Genomic DNA, 18001 nt, shown 5'->3' with positions numbered 1-18001 from the left:
GTTTGATGATGCAAAACTAACCTGACACTATCCCGCGCCTGTTATAGTTTAAAGGCATTTAGTTATATAATTCCGGGAGTGGTAATTTTGAAAAAAGCGTTTATCTTTAAGTACATGGAATTGTTTGTAAAAAATATGGTATGCGACCGGTGTATTATGATGGTGAAGCAGCGTTTAACTGCCCTTGCTATTGATTATAGCACGGTGGAGTTAGGAGAGATCAAATTAAATACACCGTTGACCAATCAGCAATTCCTGTCTTTAAAAGACGATCTGCATGTTTTAGGTTTTGAGCTTTTGGATGACCGCAAAGCTTCAATTGTTACACAAATAAAATCCTGTATTATTAAATATATTCATTGCGATGACGATGCCGTAATGAACAAGAAGCTCTCCGTTTTACTATCTGAGAAATTAGGTATTGATTATAATTATTTATCGGCTTTGTTTTCTTCTGTTGAAGGTATTACTATAGAGAAATACGTTATTCTGCAAAGGATAGAAAGAGCAAAAGAACTACTGGCTTATAATGAGCTTAGTCTGAATGAAATTGCCGATAAACTATGCTACAGCAGTGTGCAACATCTCTCGCAGCAGTTCAAAAAAGTTACCGGACTTACACCTTCGCAATACAAGCAGTCGAAAGAATTTGGTCGCAAACCCCTCGACCAGGTGGGCTCCTGAAATTATATAAATCATAGTTGTTATTATATAACAATTTGCAGCTTTTGCTTTTTCATCTTTGCAGCAGCAAATCAACTAATATGCAAAAGCAATCTACAATTTTCATCAAGGGCATGGTGTGCAACCGTTGTGTACTAACTGTAAAGAACGAACTGGAAAGATTAGGTCATGTACCAGCACAAGTAACTTTGGGTGAAGTGACCATTTGGAATAAAGAGGAAGCACTTAATCACCTGGAACTTGAAAGGAGATTATCCTTGCTTGGCTTTAGTTTGCTGGAAGATAAGAAAACAAAGGTGGTAAAAGAGTTAAAAGTGCTGGTTGAAGAAGTTTATTGCGGCAATTTTGATTTTCCCAACGGCTTCCGGTTCTCAAATCTGGTAAGAGAACGGTTAAATAAAGATTATGAAGCCATAAGCGATGCCTTTATTGCTATGGAGAAAAGAACCATAGAACAATATATCATTGAATTTCGCATCAATAAGGTGAAGGAGTTCCTGGTTTACACGCCGCTAACACTTTCTGACATTGCCTTTAAATTAAACTTCAATAGTGTAGCCCATCTTTCCACTCAATTCAAACAACATACTGGCTTAACACCTTCCTTTTTTAAAGAGGTAAGAAAGCAAAAGACAGAAGTTGTTTTTTCTGCCAATTAATAGTACTATTTTTTATACTTATTTGGATTACCTACAACACCTGAAAGCCTTTGTTCTAGTGCATTTTTAAAATTTTTTGGCATGTAATGTTTAAAAAAGCAAGCATATCATTACTAATTCACAGTGGAAAAATGCAAGGTTTTCTATTTATAAACCACCTCCAAATTTATACCTGCTGCCCATCTCATTAATTTTTATATTTGAGAATGCAAGTCTATACAAGCAACTCTCTTTTTTTAAAATTAATACGATTATCTTTTCTTAAAGAGATGTTCTTATGTATAATAATCCTGTTTTTCGTTCATCTTAGCTGTACTGTTACGGCACAAACAATAGCTGATATTTCCAAAAATAAAGAAGCAACCAGCCACAGAGATATTATCACCCATTTCTTTAATGTACAGGCAGGTGTGCGTTATGTTTATCAAACCACCTTAAATGCGCAGGAAACCGCTATTGCGTGGAGTGCTGATGGAGAAAATGGTCAAATGGTTTCTTTTATCAATCTGTCTAATCCTGAAAAAGTGATAAAAGTATCGGTGCTTCGCCGTATGACGATCCTGCCGCTTACCAAAAAGTATCTGCCATGACGTATATCAAAAAAGCTAAAACGCCAACGCTGGTGTTGGTTGGCGAGAGCGATGGCGAAGCGCCGGCACCGCAATCCTTTCAGTTTTGGCATGCGCTAAAAGCGTTGGGCGTACCTACGCAATTGGTGGTATATGCCGATGAGGGTCATAGTTTTGAACAATTTGAAGATATAATTGAGGTGAGTGCAAGAACAATGGAGTGGTTTGAACAATGGATGCCCGCCAGATAATTTTATAATGATATCTAATCCACATACAATACAATCATGAATAAAAGAACAAGGCGGATATTGCTTTTTTCTATTGCTTGCCTTTTATTCTTTTCAGAATTAAAGGCGGGTTCTATTGTATTACATACACGCGATGCCGTAGCCTGGCTTCCACAGCAAACCATACAAGGCACGTTAGTTGATTTTACAACAAAAACAATAACTGTTCATCACGATACAACAGCATTTACTATTACAGTAAACAACGATAACTCCTTTTCGTTTTCGCTCACACTTCACGATGACGATAACCACATTTGGGTGCACGCAAATGATGGTAATAATAGGGTAATATCCGATACGGTTACACTGCAATTAGGCTATCATCCAACACCTGTTATAAAGCCGTATGCTGTTATTCAAAACAACACAGCCGTATTGCATGCCTCCATTATTTTAAACCCCTGGAAACCGCTGCAATATCACTGGACAGATGATGAAAACAATCCGGCGCCGGTAACAATTAGCAATGCGAACGATTCATTAGCCTATATACAAATACCGGATGCAAATGGCATTTATTATTTCCATCTCACCATTGTATCTGGAAAGGATACAGCAAGGTTTAAAACTTTTATTACAAGAGATGAAAAAGAGCTGCAGGCTTTCAACATAGATTCGATGTATGCTGCCTGGATAAATGATGCAGTGATATACGAAATTACCCCTCATGCTTTTGTAAAGCATTCTTCTTATGATGACATTACCGCTAAACTGCCGGAGATAAAAGCATTAGGTGTAAATACTATATGGTTGCAACCGGTTTTTAAAACACACGGTGGCGGACAAGGCTACGATATTGTTGACTACTTTTCGCTTCGCGATGATTTGGGCAGCGAGACGCAATTGCAACAATTAATACAAACAGCAAAGTCATTAAAATTAAGAGTTCTATTTGACTTTGTACCCAATCATACTTCCATTCATCACCCGTATGCACAGGACTGTGTAAGGTATAAAACAGGTTCGCATTATTACAACTTTTACCAGCATACAAGCGATGGTGTGCTATATTCATCCAACTATCATACAGACGAAAATAGCTTTGTGTATTATTTCTGGAAAGACCTGGTAAATTTAAATTATGATAATGCAGAAGTACAGCAATGGGTAATAGAAGCTTGTAAGTATTGGGTAAAGAAATTGGACATTGATGGCTACCGTTTTGATGCAGTATGGGGTGTGAATGCAAGGAAACCGGATTTTGGAAAAAGACTGCAGTTAGAACTGAAAGTAATCAAGCCGGAACTCTTATTATTAGCAGAAGATAAAGGTGCCATGACCAGTACTTACACCAAAGGCTTTGATGTTGCCTACGACTGGACGAGCGATACCAACTGGGTCTCACATTGGTCCTGGCAGTATAAATACGCCCCGCAGGAAAATCCGGTTATTTTCAATTTTCCTCATGCAAAAAAGCGCGGAGATATGCTGAGAAAAGCATTATTCAATAATGGAGATTCGGCGCATCCACGATTGTACTTTATTGAAAACAATGACCTTCCTCGCTTTATTACTTCGCTCCACTTGTCCCGTACAAAAATGGCTACAGCACTCCTTTTTGCATTGCCTGGCATCCCGCTTATTTACAACGGACAGGAAGCAGGCATAACAACAATGCCTTCCAAAGCAGCCCCAACATTTAGAGCGGATGAATCTATACAAGCACAGGATAAAGATGGTCTTTTTCGTTTTCATCAGCAGCTTGCGGCTATCCGTGCGGCTCATCCATGCCTTCGCAATCAGGCAATGCAAAAGATCAGTCTTACACCCGCGGCTACAATGGTTGCATTTCACCGGGGAGATGAGCAGGAAGATATTGTAACCGTCATCAACATGGATGTATCTGCCCGCAACGCTATACTTGATTTACACAAAGTATTGAAAAAGGAGGGGAATACACTTACACTCACTGATCTTATAACCAAAGAAGTTTTTAGTTATAAAAATATGAATTTGAAAAAAATAAAGGTGCCTGTGAATGGCTATTGTACACGCATTTTTTTGGTTGGCAGCATGCAGGAAAATGGAAAGCCTGTTATTGAATAAGTTTAGAATAACCAACTTACAATACACGCTTCTTTCTGCATGCCGCCAACTCCCAACAGTCATCTCTATGCTCCTTAGCCCATCAGGTGTTCGTAATGCGAATAGCCTTTGCGATCAAATTCCTGCAGATCGCTTTGCATCATTTCCTTCACCAATGCGGGCAGGTCGTATTGCGGTTGCCAACCTAGTTTTGTTCTTGCCTTCGTAGCATCGCCTATCAACAGCTCTACTTCGGTAGGTCGAAAATACCGTGAATCTACTGCTATTACTACCTTGCCCTTTGGCAACTGGTAAGCATCATTTGTGCAAGCTGTTACTATCCCTTTTTCATTCGCACCTTCGCCTTCAAACTCTACCATAATACCCACTTCTTCAAATGCCATACGGATGAAGTCTCTTACCGGCGTAGTAACACCGGTGGCAATCACAAAATCTTCGGGCGCATCCTGCTGTAGTATCCGCCACATAGCTTCTACATAATCTTTAGCATGTCCCCAGTCGCGACGAGCGTCCAAGTTACCCACATACAAACAATCCTGTAAGCCCAGGGCAATAGCAGCCGCACCGCGGGTAATTTTTCTCGTTACAAAGGTTTCACCTCTCAGCGGGCTTTCGTGGTTGAAGAGGATGCCATTGCATGCATACATACCGTATGCTTCGCGGTAATTCACCGTAATCCAATAGGCATACAGCTTTGCTACGGCATAAGGCGAGCGGGGATAAAAAGGCGTGGTTTCTTTCTGCGGCACTTCCTGTACCAAGCCATACAGCTCCGAAGTAGATGCCTGGTAAATCCTCGTCTTTTTTTCTAATTTCAATATCCGGATAGCTTCCAATAGTCGTAATGTGCCTATACCATCGGCATTAGCGGTATATTCCGGTTCATCAAAACTCACTTTTACATGGCTCATGGCTGCGAGGTTATAAATCTCATCGGGCTGTGTTTCCTGGATAATACGGATGAGATTGGTGCTGTCGGTCATGTCGCCATAGTGCAGCCGGAAGCGGACATTCTGCTCGTGCGGATCCTGGTACAGGTGGTCAATACGCTCGGTATTGATGAGGGAAGAGCGCCTTTTGATACCATGTACCATATAGCCTTTTTGAAGCAACAGTTCGGCTAAATAAGCGCCATCCTGTCCGTTTACCCCGGTAATTAAAGCTGTTTTCATGTAGATATGTTGATATGAATAATTGAATGATTGTATAAATCTGTTTTATTTAAGTACACTGTCAAAAAGGTTCTTTATAGTATTTGGATGGTGAGACATCAAAGGTGTTGGGGATGGTTTAGAACTGTAGTTCGTATTTACTTTTTTCCCCCGGAAAGAAAAAAGTAACAAAAAAATTCAAGGACAACCCGATCGCTCCGCGCATTTGTCCGGGCCAACGCCACCACTTACTCTAAAACGGATTTCAATAGTTCAGTGGATGGTTTGGCTAGCAGGATATTCTTTTAGGTTGAACACCATCCGAATACAATTGTATATTCTAACCAATTTTACTTATCAATGTATTTATGCCATAGCGTGCGCCTTTTTCAAAAAATCCTGATAAGCGGCACGGATACCTTCTTTTAATGAAGTAGTGTGCTTCCAGCCAAGCCCGTGCAGTTTGGATACATCCATCAGTTTGCGCGGTGTGCCATCCGGCTTGCTGGTATCAAACACAATATCACCTTCAAAGCCGGTGATTTCCTTTACCAGATAAGCCAGTTCTTTAATACTCAGGTCTTCGCCGGTGCCTATATTCACTAAGCTCTTATCGTTGTACGTTTCCATCAAAAAAACGCAGGCATCTGCCAAGTCATCGGCATATAGAAACTCCCGTTTGGGTGTACCGCTTCCCCATACCACTACGGCTGCATCGCCACGCTCCTTCGCTTCATGAAAACGGCCTATCAAAGCCGGCAATACATGCGAGTTCTGTGGATGGTAATTATCGCCCATGCCATACAGGTTGGTAGGCATCACCGATATAAAATTGCATCCGTACTGGTCGCGGTAAGCTTCGCACAGTTTGATGCCCGCTATTTTAGCAATGGCATACGGCTCGTTTGTGGGTTCCAATAGACCGGTCAAAAGGTACTCTTCCTTCAATGGCTGAGGCGCCATTTTAGGATAAATACACGAAGAACCTAAGAACATCAACTTTTTTACACCTGTTTCATACGCCGCATGGATGATATTTGTTTCTATCATCAGGTTGTCGTATAGAAATTCGGCACGGTAGGTATTATTGGCAACAATACCACCCACTTTGGCGGCAGCAAGAAATACATAGGCTGGTTGTTCTTCCCTGAAAAATTGGTTCACTTCCACCTGGCTACGCAGGTCCAGTTCGGCAGAAGTACGTACCAGCAGGTTGGTAAAGCCCCTTTTTTCAAGTGCCCTTTTGATAGCACCGCCCACCATTCCGCGGTGGCCGGCAATGTATATTTTATCGGATAAAAGCATATTTACAAATATTGTTATAAATGTTTTGATGAATGATGGAATAGACCAGTATTTGTAAGAAACTGGCTACTATTGCCAGTAAGGCAATGTATGCTCACTGATGTACAAAATAATAGCGGTTGTAACTGTAATTGCCGTACGCTCAACCAGAAACTCTTGTTTGCCATTGTGTAATAAGGCTCAAAGCCACACTTCAAAATTTCGCTATATTTTATACTGATTTTAATAATGCGTGTTTAAGGTTTTTGTCCTTGCTTTATCAGAAAACAGGAACTTATGTGTTATTTAAATGCCTCAACTTGTACTAACCAAGGTATTTTTCTGCTAAAGTAATTAAAAGTTAGATATTATCCCTGTGACCTGTACCTGTTAATGCCAGATTAGGCAGTCCATAATGTTCTATTATTTGTTATCGTGCCAGTACTTTATGTATAGTAAGTTTGTATTGATTGCAACCGGCGTGTGATTGTACTTTTTTGCCCGGAAGTACTACTTACTCTTATGCAGTTTAATTTAACAGTCAAGACTGCTTTTGTCATCCGCTGCTAACAGATTATGCAGGTAGTAGAAAAATCAGTGTTTACGAAACCAATGATTTATCCTAAAGCACTGCTGCTTTCTCCTGCCAGTTTAAGCACAAAACCGGAATAAAAGTACCTTATTTCAACCCAAATGGCAGTAAAATAATCTTTTGAACATTTATAACCAGCCCTCACCGCTATTCATTTTATAAGCCATTGGTCTGTTCCTTGCTACTCTTTTACCTTCGCATATAAAACCAACATAGGTGCATGACAAAAATGATTTTTATAGCGGCAGCCGAACCGTATAGCGGCAAGTCACTCATTACCATTGGGCTTATTAATATGCTGCTTGGCAAAGCAAAAAAAATTGGGTATTTCAAACCTATCATTAATGGCGATAACAATGGTAAAAGGGAAGTGCATATAGATACGGTACTCACTTATTTTTCGCTGCCGGTGGTGTACGACGATGCGTATGCCTTTACGCGCCAGCAGGTGTTGCAGGGTATAGAAAGCAATAGCCAGGGCGAGATTATAAACACCATCATCAGCAAGTATAAAAAGCTGGAAGAACAATACGATTTTACGGTAATGGAAGGCAGCGATTTTGTGGGCGAAGGCACTGCTTTTGAATTTGAATACAATATTCTCATTGCCAAAAACCTGGGTGCACCGGTGGTAATAGTCGTATCGGGCGATAACAAAACCACTGCACAGGTCATCAATTTTGCCCTCAATGTATGGCACAATTTTGAAACACGTGAGGTGCAGGTATTGAGCCTGGTGGTCAACAAAGTAAACCCCGGGCAGGAAAGGGATGTGCGCGAACTACTGCGTACGCAACTGCCCAAAGATATTATCCTTGCCGTGATTCCACTGGATAGAAACCTGCTAAGCCCTACTATGAAAGAAATAAATGAGCAACTAAATGGCAAGCTGCTCTTTGGCGAGCAACAACTCACTAATCAGGTGGATCATTTTATTGTAGGCGCCATGCAGTTGCCGCATTTTTTGTCGTATATAAAAGAAAATGTACTCATTGTTACGCCTGGCGACCGTGGTGATATTATCATTGGGGCGTTGCAGGCAAATTTATCTGCCTCTTACCCCAAAGTTGCTGGTATTGTACTCACTGCCGGCACATTGCCCGAAGAGCCAATGATGCGGCTGATTGAAGGTTCGCCTGTTGTTATACCCATCATTGCCGTAGAAACAGGCACTTTTGAAACCACCACTACAATAGGCAATATCCAGTCGCGCATTACACCCGACAACAGCAAGAAAATAGAGTTAGCTATTACGGTGTTTGATAAGTACATGGACACTAAAGCACTGGATGAAAAGATTGTTACATACCGGTCAGATAGTATTACACCGCACATGTTTTTGTATCAGTTGGCAAAATGGGCAAAAAGCGAGAAAAAGCATATTGTGCTACCCGAAGGCAACGACGACCGCATACTGCGGGCAGCAGCACGCCTGATTGCCCAGGATATTGTAAAGCTCACCATACTGGGCGATAGCAGCGAGATTGCGGCCGCCATCAAACGGCTGGGTATAACACTGGATATTAATAAAATTAATATTGTAAACCCTGCTTCTTCAGAATACTACGACGACTTTGTGCATACTTTATATGAGTTGCGGAAGAATAAAAATGTAACGCTGGAAATGGCGCGCGACCTGATGACTGATGTATCTTATTTTGGAACCATGATGGTATATAAAAGCTATGCCGATGGCATGGTATCGGGCGCGGTACACACTACACAGCATACCATCAGACCTGCATTGCAGTTTATTAAAACAAAGCCCGGCGTTTCTATTGTATCATCGGTATTTTTCATGTGTTTGCCTGAACGCGTATCGGTATTTGGCGACTGTGCGGTGAATCCTAATCCTACTGCTGAACAATTAGCCGAAATTGCTATTTCATCGGCAGAAAGCAGCCGGCGTTTTGGCATTGAGCCAAGAGTTGCCATGCTGTCTTATTCTTCCGGCACCTCGGGCGAAGGTGCGGATGTAGAGAAAGTGCGGCAAGCAACCGAAATAGTAAAAAGCAAAAGACCGGATTTAAAAATAGAAGGACCTATCCAGTACGATGCAGCAGTAGATCCGGTAGTAGGCAGCCAAAAGCTGCCCAACTCGCAGGTAGCCGGCAAAGCAAGCGTGCTTATTTTTCCCGACCTCAATACAGGCAATAACACCTACAAAGCCGTGCAGCGCGAGACGGGTGCCCTAGCTATTGGTCCCATGCTGCAAGGCCTCAATAAACCAATCAATGACCTGAGCCGCGGCTGCACGGTAGATGATATTTTTAATACGGTAATCATTACCGCTATCCAGTGTCAGGATAAATAATTTTTGGCAGCCATAAAGGCATGAAGGCGCAAAGAGAAAAAGAATATAACTCCTGATGTACATTTTCTTATTGCCTTATTTCTTTCTGTCTTTGCTCCTTTACGGCTAAATAACTTTGCCTCTATATGATGAATATTTTTGTAATTAATTCCGGCAGCAGCTCCATCAAATATCAGTTGTTTCAAATGCCTTCTATACAGCCAGTTTGTACGGGATTGATAGAACGGATTGGCAGCGTAAATGCCACCATCAAGCATAAAACTTTTATCGGTGGCAAAGAAGATACAGCAGAACAAACACTCCCCCTCCTCAACCATGAAGCCGGTTTGCAGCAGGCAGTAGATTTATTAACGCATGGTGCTAATAAAGTAATTGATAACCTCCAGTCCATCGATGCCGTTGGGCACCGCGTGGTGCATGGCGGCGAAAAATTTGCATCGGCGACCTTCATCACGACTGAAGTAAAGGAAAGTATTCATAAGCTGTTTTCATTAGCACCGCTACACAATCCTGCCAACTATACGGGCATCGAAGTGGCAGAAAAAGTATTTACCGGCGCTAAACAAATAGCCATTTTTGATACGGCTTTTCATCAAACGATGCCAGAGTATGCATTTCGGTATGCCCTTCCCACTTCATTATACACCAACGACGGCATACGTGTGTATGGCTTTCATGGCACAAGCCACGATTATGTAACTAAGCAAGCCATGCAGTATTTGCAAAATCCTGCTGCCAAACTTATCTCTATTCATCTTGGCAATGGTTGCAGTATGGCAGCAGTAGTTGGCGGCAAATGTATAGATACCAGCATGGGTTTTGGTCCGCTGGCGGGCCTGGTAATGGGCACCCGCAGCGGAGATATTGACCCGTCTGTTATTTTTTATCTGATAAATGAACTCCATTATTTACCCGATACGGTAAGCACTTTATTAAATAAACAAAGTGGTATGCTGGGACTTACCGGCTTTATAGATATGCGCGATGTAAACAAGAAAGTAGAAAATGGTGATAAAGAAGCGGAAATTGCCTGCAAAATGTATGCATATCGCATTCAAAAATACATTGGCGCCTATGCTGCTGCCATGAACGGATTGGATGCGATTATCTTTACGGCAGGAGTAGGCGAAAACGACAGCAGTATGCGGAGAAGAATATGCAGTAATATGGATTATTTAGGCATCAGCATAGATGATGAAAGAAATAATGTGCGGGTAAATAATATGCTTGAGATTAATAAAGTTGATGCTACAACAAAAGTACTGGTAATACCTACCAACGAAGAACTGGAAATAGCAAAGCAATGTTTTGAGTTGCTGGGCGGCTCTTGATACTGCGAAGACACAAAGACGCAAAGTATATAGCTTACTGTATGCTCCTGTGTTTTATCCCCGTTCTCTGCTGTAAAATAAAACACGTATTTACTAAAAAGCTCAGTATTACGCTGCAATACTTTCTACAATAAAGTAAACTACCGGCAGGCATTAGCAATGCTAAAAAATTACCCGTGTATGATATAGAAATGGTAATGTGGCGGGTATCAATTTTACTTACTACATAGAGGCATTTATTCAAAAGATGAGTACCAGTGTACCGGCAATAATAAGAATGGCACCAACAGCAGTTTTCCACGTTAATGCTTCGCCCAAGAATACAACAGATAGCACAATGGTCAAAGCAACACTTAATTTATCTACCGGCGCTACCTGCGATACTTTGCCTATCTGCAAGGCTTTGAAATAAAATATCCATGATAAGCCGGTGCAGATACCGGAGATAATTAAAAAAATAAGATTGTGTGTTGATAATGCAGGTAACCCTTTCGTTTCGCCGCGCGTAATAACAATGCCCCACGCAACGAATAGAATAATAATTGTTCTTATGGCCGTAGCCAGGTCGGAATTGACATTAGTAACGCCAACCTTGGCAAAAATGGCTGTAAGCGCTGCGAATAAAGCAGAGAGCAAAGCATATATCCACCACATTGAAGAATCAGTTTTTAAATACCATTATACCATTTACTTTGCTTAAGCGAATGCAACAGGTATTTATTTGTGCAACGTTTATGCAAACTATATTCCGCTTTACTCAATACCCAGTTGTTGCTGTATTTGTTCCAGTGATTTACCCTTTGTTTCGGGCACTTTCGTTATTACCCAAATCAACTGCAATACCATCATAAAAGCAAAAAAAGCAAAAATGGGCCACGGATTATCTTTTAAAATACCATTGTCTTTATCAATAAAAACAGGAGAAATAAGTGTAATAATTGCAGCAAATACCCAATGCGTGCTGGCACCAAAAGACTGCCCTAATGCCCGAATTTTATTAGGGAAAATTTCGGATATAAACACCCAGATAACAGCGCCCTGCCCCACTGCATGGGCTGCTATAAACATAGCTAAAAAGAAGGTTAATAAACCAGGGCTTGCATGACTGTAAAAGCACCAGGCTACAGCCATCAAACTTATAATATAACCAAAAGAACCAATTAATAACAGCGTTTTTCTGCCCAGGCGGTCAATGAGATACAAACCAACAAATGTAAATACCAGGTTGGTGCCGCCAATAGTGATAGAACTCAACAGCGAGTCTTTCGCTGCCAGCCCCGCCCGCTCGAGAATGCGCGGTGCATAGTACAAAATAAAGTTAATACCCGACCATTGGTTGAAGAAAGCCACAAAAAATGCAAGCCACAGAATGGTTTTGTGCCTGGCACTAAAAAAGCCCGACAAATTGCTGCCGCTGGTCTCATGCTGTATGCCTGCTTTGATACCGGCTATTTCTTCATCTATGTTGATGATACCAATTTGTTCCAACACTTTTCTGGCTTCGGCTTCTTTGCCTTTGGTTACCAGCCAGCGCGGACTTTCGGGTATGGTAAATACCAGCACAGAATAGATAAGGGAAGGTATTGTCATTACGCCCAGCATCCAGCGCCAGTCGTTAACGCCGCCAATACCTTTCAGCAAATAGTTTGAAATATAAGCCACCAGAATGGCAAATACAATATTAAACTGGTACATGGCTACCAGCCTGCCTCTCGAAGCTGGCGTGGAAATTTCGGAAACATACGTTGGCGCTGCTACCGATGAAATGCCAATACCTAAGCCACCTATAAAACGGAAGAAAGAAAAGATATATGGATTAGGTGCCAATGCCGAGCCAATGGAAGAAACCGTAAAAAGAACCCCAATCCAGATGAGCACTTTTTTTCTCCCATACTTTTGTGTAGGCCAGCCACCGCATAAAGCCCCAACCACTGTGCCCCACAATGCCATTGACATAATAAAAAATCCATGAAACCATGGCGATGTATGCCACAGCTCCTGAATAGGCTTATCTGCACCCGAAATAACAACCGTATCGAATCCAAAAATAAAACCTGCTAAGGCGGCAATCAACGAAATACCGAACAATGAATTATTTTTCTGAGCCTGAGCTGTTATAGCCGCGGAAGTTTCGGAGGATTTTTCTATGTGCATAGTATATGGCTTGCGGTGGTTTCTTCTTATCAATGAAAGCTATGTTGTAAAAGCAGTCTTTTACTTACTTTTTACACTTCCATTTTTTGAAGTGAAAGATAGCGTTTTTTACATTATTCCAATGGCATTTGGAGAATAGTTGAAGAAAAGTGTTTTAAACAATTTATCATATAATAGCACACGGATGATACGGACTGAAGCACAGGTTTTTTGCACGAATTATTCAAATGCGAATTACAAGAATTGCACATATATATAGGCACACGGATGATATGGCTGCGACACATATAAGAGGGGATTATTAAGTGAAATGAATCAGATTAATCAGTGGCTGTTTATCAGTACAATCCTTATCCAAAAATAAATCCGTGCTTTAGTCCATGTCATCCGTGTGCTATAAAGCAAAAAGGCTGCACATCAAGTGCAGCCTTTTTGCTTTATCAATTAATGATATGCTCTCTTATCTTAAGAACAACAATTCGCGGTACTTAGGCAATGTCCACAATTCATCATCTACCAGGTTCTCCAGTTTGTCCACATGGTAGCGGATTTCATCAAAGTATTTACCTTTTATTTCATCGCAATAGGCAATAGCTTTCTCGCGGGTATTGGTCATGTTGTTAGCCACTTTACGCGCTTCCACCATTTCTTTTACCTTAGTATATACCACTTGTATGTGCCTTGAAATCTGCTTCAGAATTTCGCACTGACTTGTATATGCATCTTCCTGTAAGCCTGCTTCCCTTAAAGCGGCAATATTTTTTGCCAGTTTATTCTGATAAGTTACGGCTGGCGGAATAACATGATTCAGCGCAAGGTCACCCATAATGCGGGCTTCTATTTGTACTTTTTTAATGTAGTTTTCCAGCTCTATTTCATGGCGGGCCTCCAGTTCGAGGTGGTTATATACGTTATTGCTTTCAAAGAGATGCTTGGCTTTATCGGTAACCATAGCATCCAATGCCAGTGGAGTGGTTTTTACATTAGGTAAGCCACGTTTTGCGGCTTCCTGCGCCCATTCTTCGCTATAGCCATCCCCTTCAAATAATACCTTTTTGCTTTCTACTATGTACCGTTGTATTGTGTGCATGATAGCAATCTCTTTCTTATCCCCTTTCTCTATCAGCCCGTCCACTTCTTCTTTAAATTTCTTCAGTGTTTCGGCTACAATAGTATTCAATGCAATCATGGCATTGGCGCAGTTGGCAGAAGAACCTACTGCCCGGAATTCAAACTTATTGCCGGTAAAGGCAAAAGGAGAAGTACGGTTACGGTCGGTATTGTCCAGCATCAGTTCGGGAATGCTGCGGTGCAGGTCCAGCTTCAGTATTGCCTCATCCTGCTCGTCAAATTTATTGCTAACCCTGGTTTCTATATCAGATAATACTTTAGCCAGATACTGCCCTACAAACACAGAAATAATAGCTGGCGGTGCTTCATTTGCACCGAGGCGGTGATCGTTGGGTGCCGATGCAATAGCAGCTCTCAACAAATCGGCATAGTCATGTACAGCCTTAATGGTATTCACAAAAAAAGTAAGAAACATCAGATTGGTTTTTGGCGTTTTGCCGGGTGCCAGCAGGTTAACGCCGGTATCGGTAGCCATACTCCAGTTGTTGTGTTTACCACTGCCGTTGATACCTGCAAAAGGTTTTTCGTGCAGCAGCACCACCAGGCTGTGGCGTTTAGCCACACGCGTCATAATATCCATCAGCAGCACGTTGTGGTCAACGGCGATATTCACTTCTTCAAAAATAGGTGCACACTCATATTGTGCAGGCGCTACCTCGTTGTGGCGGGTACGCAAAGGAATACCCAGCTTGTACGATTCTGCTTCAAAGTCGCGCATGAAAGCATATACTCTCTCCGGGATAGAACCAAAGTATTGATCTTCCAGTTGCTGACCTTTGGCAGGACCGGCACCAAATACAGTACGACCAGCCAACAATATATCCGGACGGGCATTTGCCAAGCCAGCATCAACTACAAAATATTCCTGTTCCCAGCCCAAAGTAGGCGTAATCTTCGTTACGTTTTTATCAAAATAATTGGCTACTTCTACAGCCGATTTGTTTAATGTTTCCAGTGCTTTTAGCAACGGCGCTTTATAGTCGAGCGATTCGCCGGTATAAGAAACAAAAATGGTAGGTATGCAAAGCGTTTTACCATTACCAATTTCCATGATGAAAGCAGGCGAAGAAGGATCCCAGGCAGTATAACCGCGGGCTTCGAAAGTAGCGCGCAAACCGCCGCTAGGGAAAGAAGAAGCATCCGGCTCCTGCTGAATGAGTGCGGCACCATCAAACTCTTCAATAGCAGTGCCATCGCCTTTTATAGTAAAAAAAGAATCATGCTTTTCGGCAGTGGTACCGGTGAGTGGCTGAAACCAGTGCGTAAAGTGCGTTACACCTTTACCTTCGGCCCAACTGCGCAAGCCACTGGCAATCTGACTGGCCATAGAGCGATCGATTTTTTTACCGCCTCTGATGCTGCCAACTAAGCTTTTGTAAGCATCATCACTCAAAAATTCGCGGGCTTTTTTTAATGTAAAAACATTTTCACCAAAAATAGCGGTGATTTTAGCCGAACTTTCTTTTGGCTTTTCACCATTGTTGGTAAGATCATTAATAGCCTGAAATCTTAATGACATAATTTGAAAAAGAGTTTTTAAAAAATAATAAAGAGATGCAACGACTCATGCAGACTTAATATAAATGAATGCAATGATTTATAAAATTTGCCAAAAGTATTAAAAAATAAACACGACTTGTTTAAAAAAATACAAATAAATGTTTTTATAATATATATGAGCGATTTTTGGTACCTCCCGGTAATATGGTACAAACGGCGGTTGCCAGTAAAGGCGTAGCAATGCTTTTGTATCGCACCACTGCACCGGCAAATGTAACGGTGTAGCCGCAGAGCAATAACAATGTGCAGCTAAAAAGAATGAGTAACAGCGTAAAAGGCGTTATTTTTTTGTAATAAATAGCACTGCAAATACCCGCTATTATCATTAACAGCAGTAATGCATTTTCGGCTGCGGCCGCAGCATAACTTATATTTTTTATATCACTCCAGTGCGGCCGCAGCAAAGCCATGTCTATGGCATACGGAAGGAAGACAGTAAAGCCGGTAAATGAAGGCTCCAACGGTGGAAGAACAACGCTGGAATTACCAGTTAATTCTTTAAATTCAGACTGTTTTTCTACTACATATTGCGGAAAATTGAGTGCCGGATGTATATATTTCGCAGTAAAAAAAACGATGAGACAAAAAAGGTAAATGCCAACAAATATCCATCCTCTTCTCGAAGGATATTTTTCACTTAGCACCCAGGCTGCTAATGCAGGAATTAAAAGCAACAACACAAAATTTCTCAAAGCAAATAATACGATGGAATATAACAACAGGAGCAGGCAATGTGTGACCAATATTTTTTGCTGCTGCAATTGCTTGTATAAACTATAAGCGGCCAGCATCATGGCCGAAAAAATAAGCCCGTCTTTATGGATGCCACTACACCAAAACAAAAAAGAAGGCAAGAGGAATACCGAAAGAAAAAATAGAAGTTTTCGTTGCGGATAATGAGTGGCTGCCAGCCGGTACAACGCTACCGGGCCAAAAAGGTATAAAAAATTGAAGAAGATGATATTGACATAATAACTTTTAGCGGTAAATACGTTTATGACTGCAATCAATTTAATAATGGAATTGCTTTTTAAATTGTTCCAGTAAGAAGACTCATTGTTAAATAAATTGCCGCTTTGCGCGTAATTGTTGTGAAATAAATCTTTTATAAATCCAACCGGGTCGCGCAGCAGCCAGTCTGTTTCAGCTAAGCTGGCGTGATAATAATTCCAGGTATCGGCAGTATTGATGTATTGCGGCTGTGCAAAGAACCATGCATAAGTAAAGCCTGCTATTATTTTCAATAAAAAAATAGCAATAAGCCACCACTTACTGAGCGGCGCATTTTTAAAGAATGAAATACGGGTAATTAACCAGCAAAAAATAAACAGGTATGCTATAAACAGTAGTGGTTGCAAAAAGATAGTTTAACAGCAAAATAAAGCTTTTGTATTTATGTTGCTGATGGATTGTTCTGTTCAAATTTTTAAGGTTGTAACCTTTATTCATCTGCTACGTTGTATGTAAAACATCATTATGAAACAGCTATTACTGCTGCTTTGCCTTGCAGCAAGCATACCGTCATTTGCTATCTGGGACGTTATTAAAGGCAATGGCATTGCTAAAACCGAAACACGCGACATGAGCGGCTACACATCGTTGGCCTGCGGCGGACCAATAAAAGTAGAGATCGGGTATGGCAGCAGTAATACCATACAATTGGAAGGCGATGAAAATCTTTTGCCTTATATAGAAACGTATGTAAAAGACGGCGAGCTGACCATTAAAGTAAAAGAACGCACAAGTATAAAGCCGCAGGTACCTTTGCGCGTGCATGTAAGCATGACAACGATTAACGGGCTTAAACAAAGTGGCAGCGGAGAAATAAAAGGCAATGGTAACTTTACAAGCACACAAACAACCGCTGTTGCTGTGTCGGGTAGTGGCAGGATTAATTTAAATTTCGATAAGTTTTCGGGCATGTCTATCAGCATGTCTGGCAGCGGTTCGGTAAAAATGGAAGGCGAGGTAAACGATGATTTGGAAGTAGCACAAAGTGGTAGCGGCGATATAGATTGCGGGCATGTAGCGAGCCAACATGTGAATGCAAGAATGTCGGGGAGTGGTAACCTGCGCGTGAATGCTTCCAAATCGCTTGATGCACAAATAAGTGGCAGCGGACATATTTATTACACCGGCAATGCAAGCGTAAGCACTAAAATATCGGGCAGCGGCAAAGTAGAAAAGATGTAAAAGCATTTTCAACCGGATTGCTTATTTAAGCCACAAGCTG

At 41.4% G+C, this 18001-nt stretch carries 14 protein-coding genes; 8 read left to right on the top strand and 6 right to left on the bottom strand.

Going from position 1 to position 18001, the window contains the following annotated elements:
• Positions 1–114: 114 nt before the first annotated feature.
• The 5 genes from FC093_RS03015 (at position 115) to FC093_RS02995 (ending at position 4251) form a co-directional block, all read left to right on the top strand.
• Positions 115–684: a helix-turn-helix domain-containing protein gene (locus tag FC093_RS03015; RefSeq protein ID WP_137260237.1), complete on the top strand. Its 570-nt coding sequence runs from the start codon at positions 115–117 to the stop codon at positions 682–684.
• A gap of 80 nt (positions 685–764) precedes the next feature.
• Entirely contained in the window at positions 765–1343 is a 579-nt protein-coding gene (locus tag FC093_RS03010) for a helix-turn-helix domain-containing protein (protein WP_137260236.1), read from the top strand.
• Between the two features lie 269 nt (positions 1344–1612).
• Complete coding sequence (locus tag FC093_RS03005; protein ID WP_137260235.1) at positions 1613–1933, top strand: hypothetical protein; 321 nt, start codon at positions 1613–1615, stop codon at positions 1931–1933.
• Positions 1930–2163, top strand: coding sequence for an alpha/beta hydrolase family protein (locus FC093_RS03000; RefSeq protein ID WP_137260234.1), 234 nt, complete (start codon positions 1930–1932; stop codon positions 2161–2163). The genes FC093_RS03005 and FC093_RS03000 overlap by 4 nt, the downstream gene beginning before the upstream one ends.
• Before the next feature lie 36 nt (positions 2164–2199).
• Entirely contained in the window at positions 2200–4251 is a 2052-nt protein-coding gene (locus FC093_RS02995; protein ID WP_137260233.1) for an alpha-amylase family glycosyl hydrolase, read from the top strand.
• Between the two features lie 74 nt (positions 4252–4325).
• On the opposite strand, the gene gmd is transcribed toward FC093_RS02995, so the two are convergent.
• Complete coding sequence (gene gmd, locus FC093_RS02990; RefSeq protein WP_137260232.1) at positions 4326–5423, bottom strand: GDP-mannose 4,6-dehydratase; 1098 nt, start codon at positions 5421–5423, stop codon at positions 4326–4328.
• A 345-nt stretch (positions 5424–5768) separates the two neighbouring features.
• Positions 5769–6707: a GDP-L-fucose synthase gene (gene fcl / locus FC093_RS02985; RefSeq protein WP_137260231.1), complete on the bottom strand. Its 939-nt coding sequence runs from the start codon at positions 6705–6707 to the stop codon at positions 5769–5771.
• Between the two features lie 791 nt (positions 6708–7498).
• Between fcl and pta the strand changes: the two genes are divergently transcribed.
• Positions 7499–9592 (top strand): phosphate acetyltransferase, encoded by a 2094-nt coding sequence (pta, locus tag FC093_RS02980; protein WP_137260230.1) that lies wholly within the window; start codon positions 7499–7501, stop codon positions 9590–9592.
• A gap of 125 nt (positions 9593–9717) precedes the next feature.
• Positions 9718–10923 (top strand): acetate/propionate family kinase, encoded by a 1206-nt coding sequence (locus FC093_RS02975; protein ID WP_170970975.1) that lies wholly within the window; start codon positions 9718–9720, stop codon positions 10921–10923.
• A gap of 240 nt (positions 10924–11163) precedes the next feature.
• Here FC093_RS02975 and FC093_RS02970 read toward each other — a convergent pair whose 3' ends face one another.
• The 4 genes from FC093_RS02970 to FC093_RS02955 form a co-directional block, all read right to left on the bottom strand.
• Positions 11164–11577: an EamA family transporter gene (locus FC093_RS02970; protein WP_137260229.1), complete on the bottom strand. Its 414-nt coding sequence runs from the start codon at positions 11575–11577 to the stop codon at positions 11164–11166.
• Positions 11578–11676: 99 nt separating this feature from the next.
• The gene (locus tag FC093_RS02965; RefSeq protein WP_137260228.1) at positions 11677–13077 is read right to left on the bottom strand and encodes a sugar porter family MFS transporter; all 1401 of its coding nucleotides are present in this window, start codon (positions 13075–13077) and stop codon (positions 11677–11679) included.
• 460 nt (positions 13078–13537) lie between these two features.
• Entirely contained in the window at positions 13538–15727 is a 2190-nt protein-coding gene (locus tag FC093_RS02960) for a glutamine synthetase III family protein (protein ID WP_137260227.1), read from the bottom strand.
• A 145-nt stretch (positions 15728–15872) separates the two neighbouring features.
• Positions 15873–17126: a hypothetical protein gene (locus tag FC093_RS02955; RefSeq protein ID WP_137260226.1), complete on the bottom strand. Its 1254-nt coding sequence runs from the start codon at positions 17124–17126 to the stop codon at positions 15873–15875.
• 118 nt (positions 17127–17244) lie between these two features.
• On the opposite strand from FC093_RS02955, the gene FC093_RS02950 reads away from it, so the two are divergent.
• Positions 17245–17961, top strand: coding sequence for a head GIN domain-containing protein (locus FC093_RS02950; protein WP_137260225.1), 717 nt, complete (start codon positions 17245–17247; stop codon positions 17959–17961).
• Positions 17962–18001: the final 40 nt, after the last annotated feature.

This window comes from Ilyomonas limi (genome assembly GCF_005233845.1).
GTDB classification, from domain to species: domain Bacteria; phylum Bacteroidota; class Bacteroidia; order Chitinophagales; family Chitinophagaceae; genus Ilyomonas; species Ilyomonas limi.
This window is presented reverse-complemented; position numbering and strand designations above follow the sequence as displayed.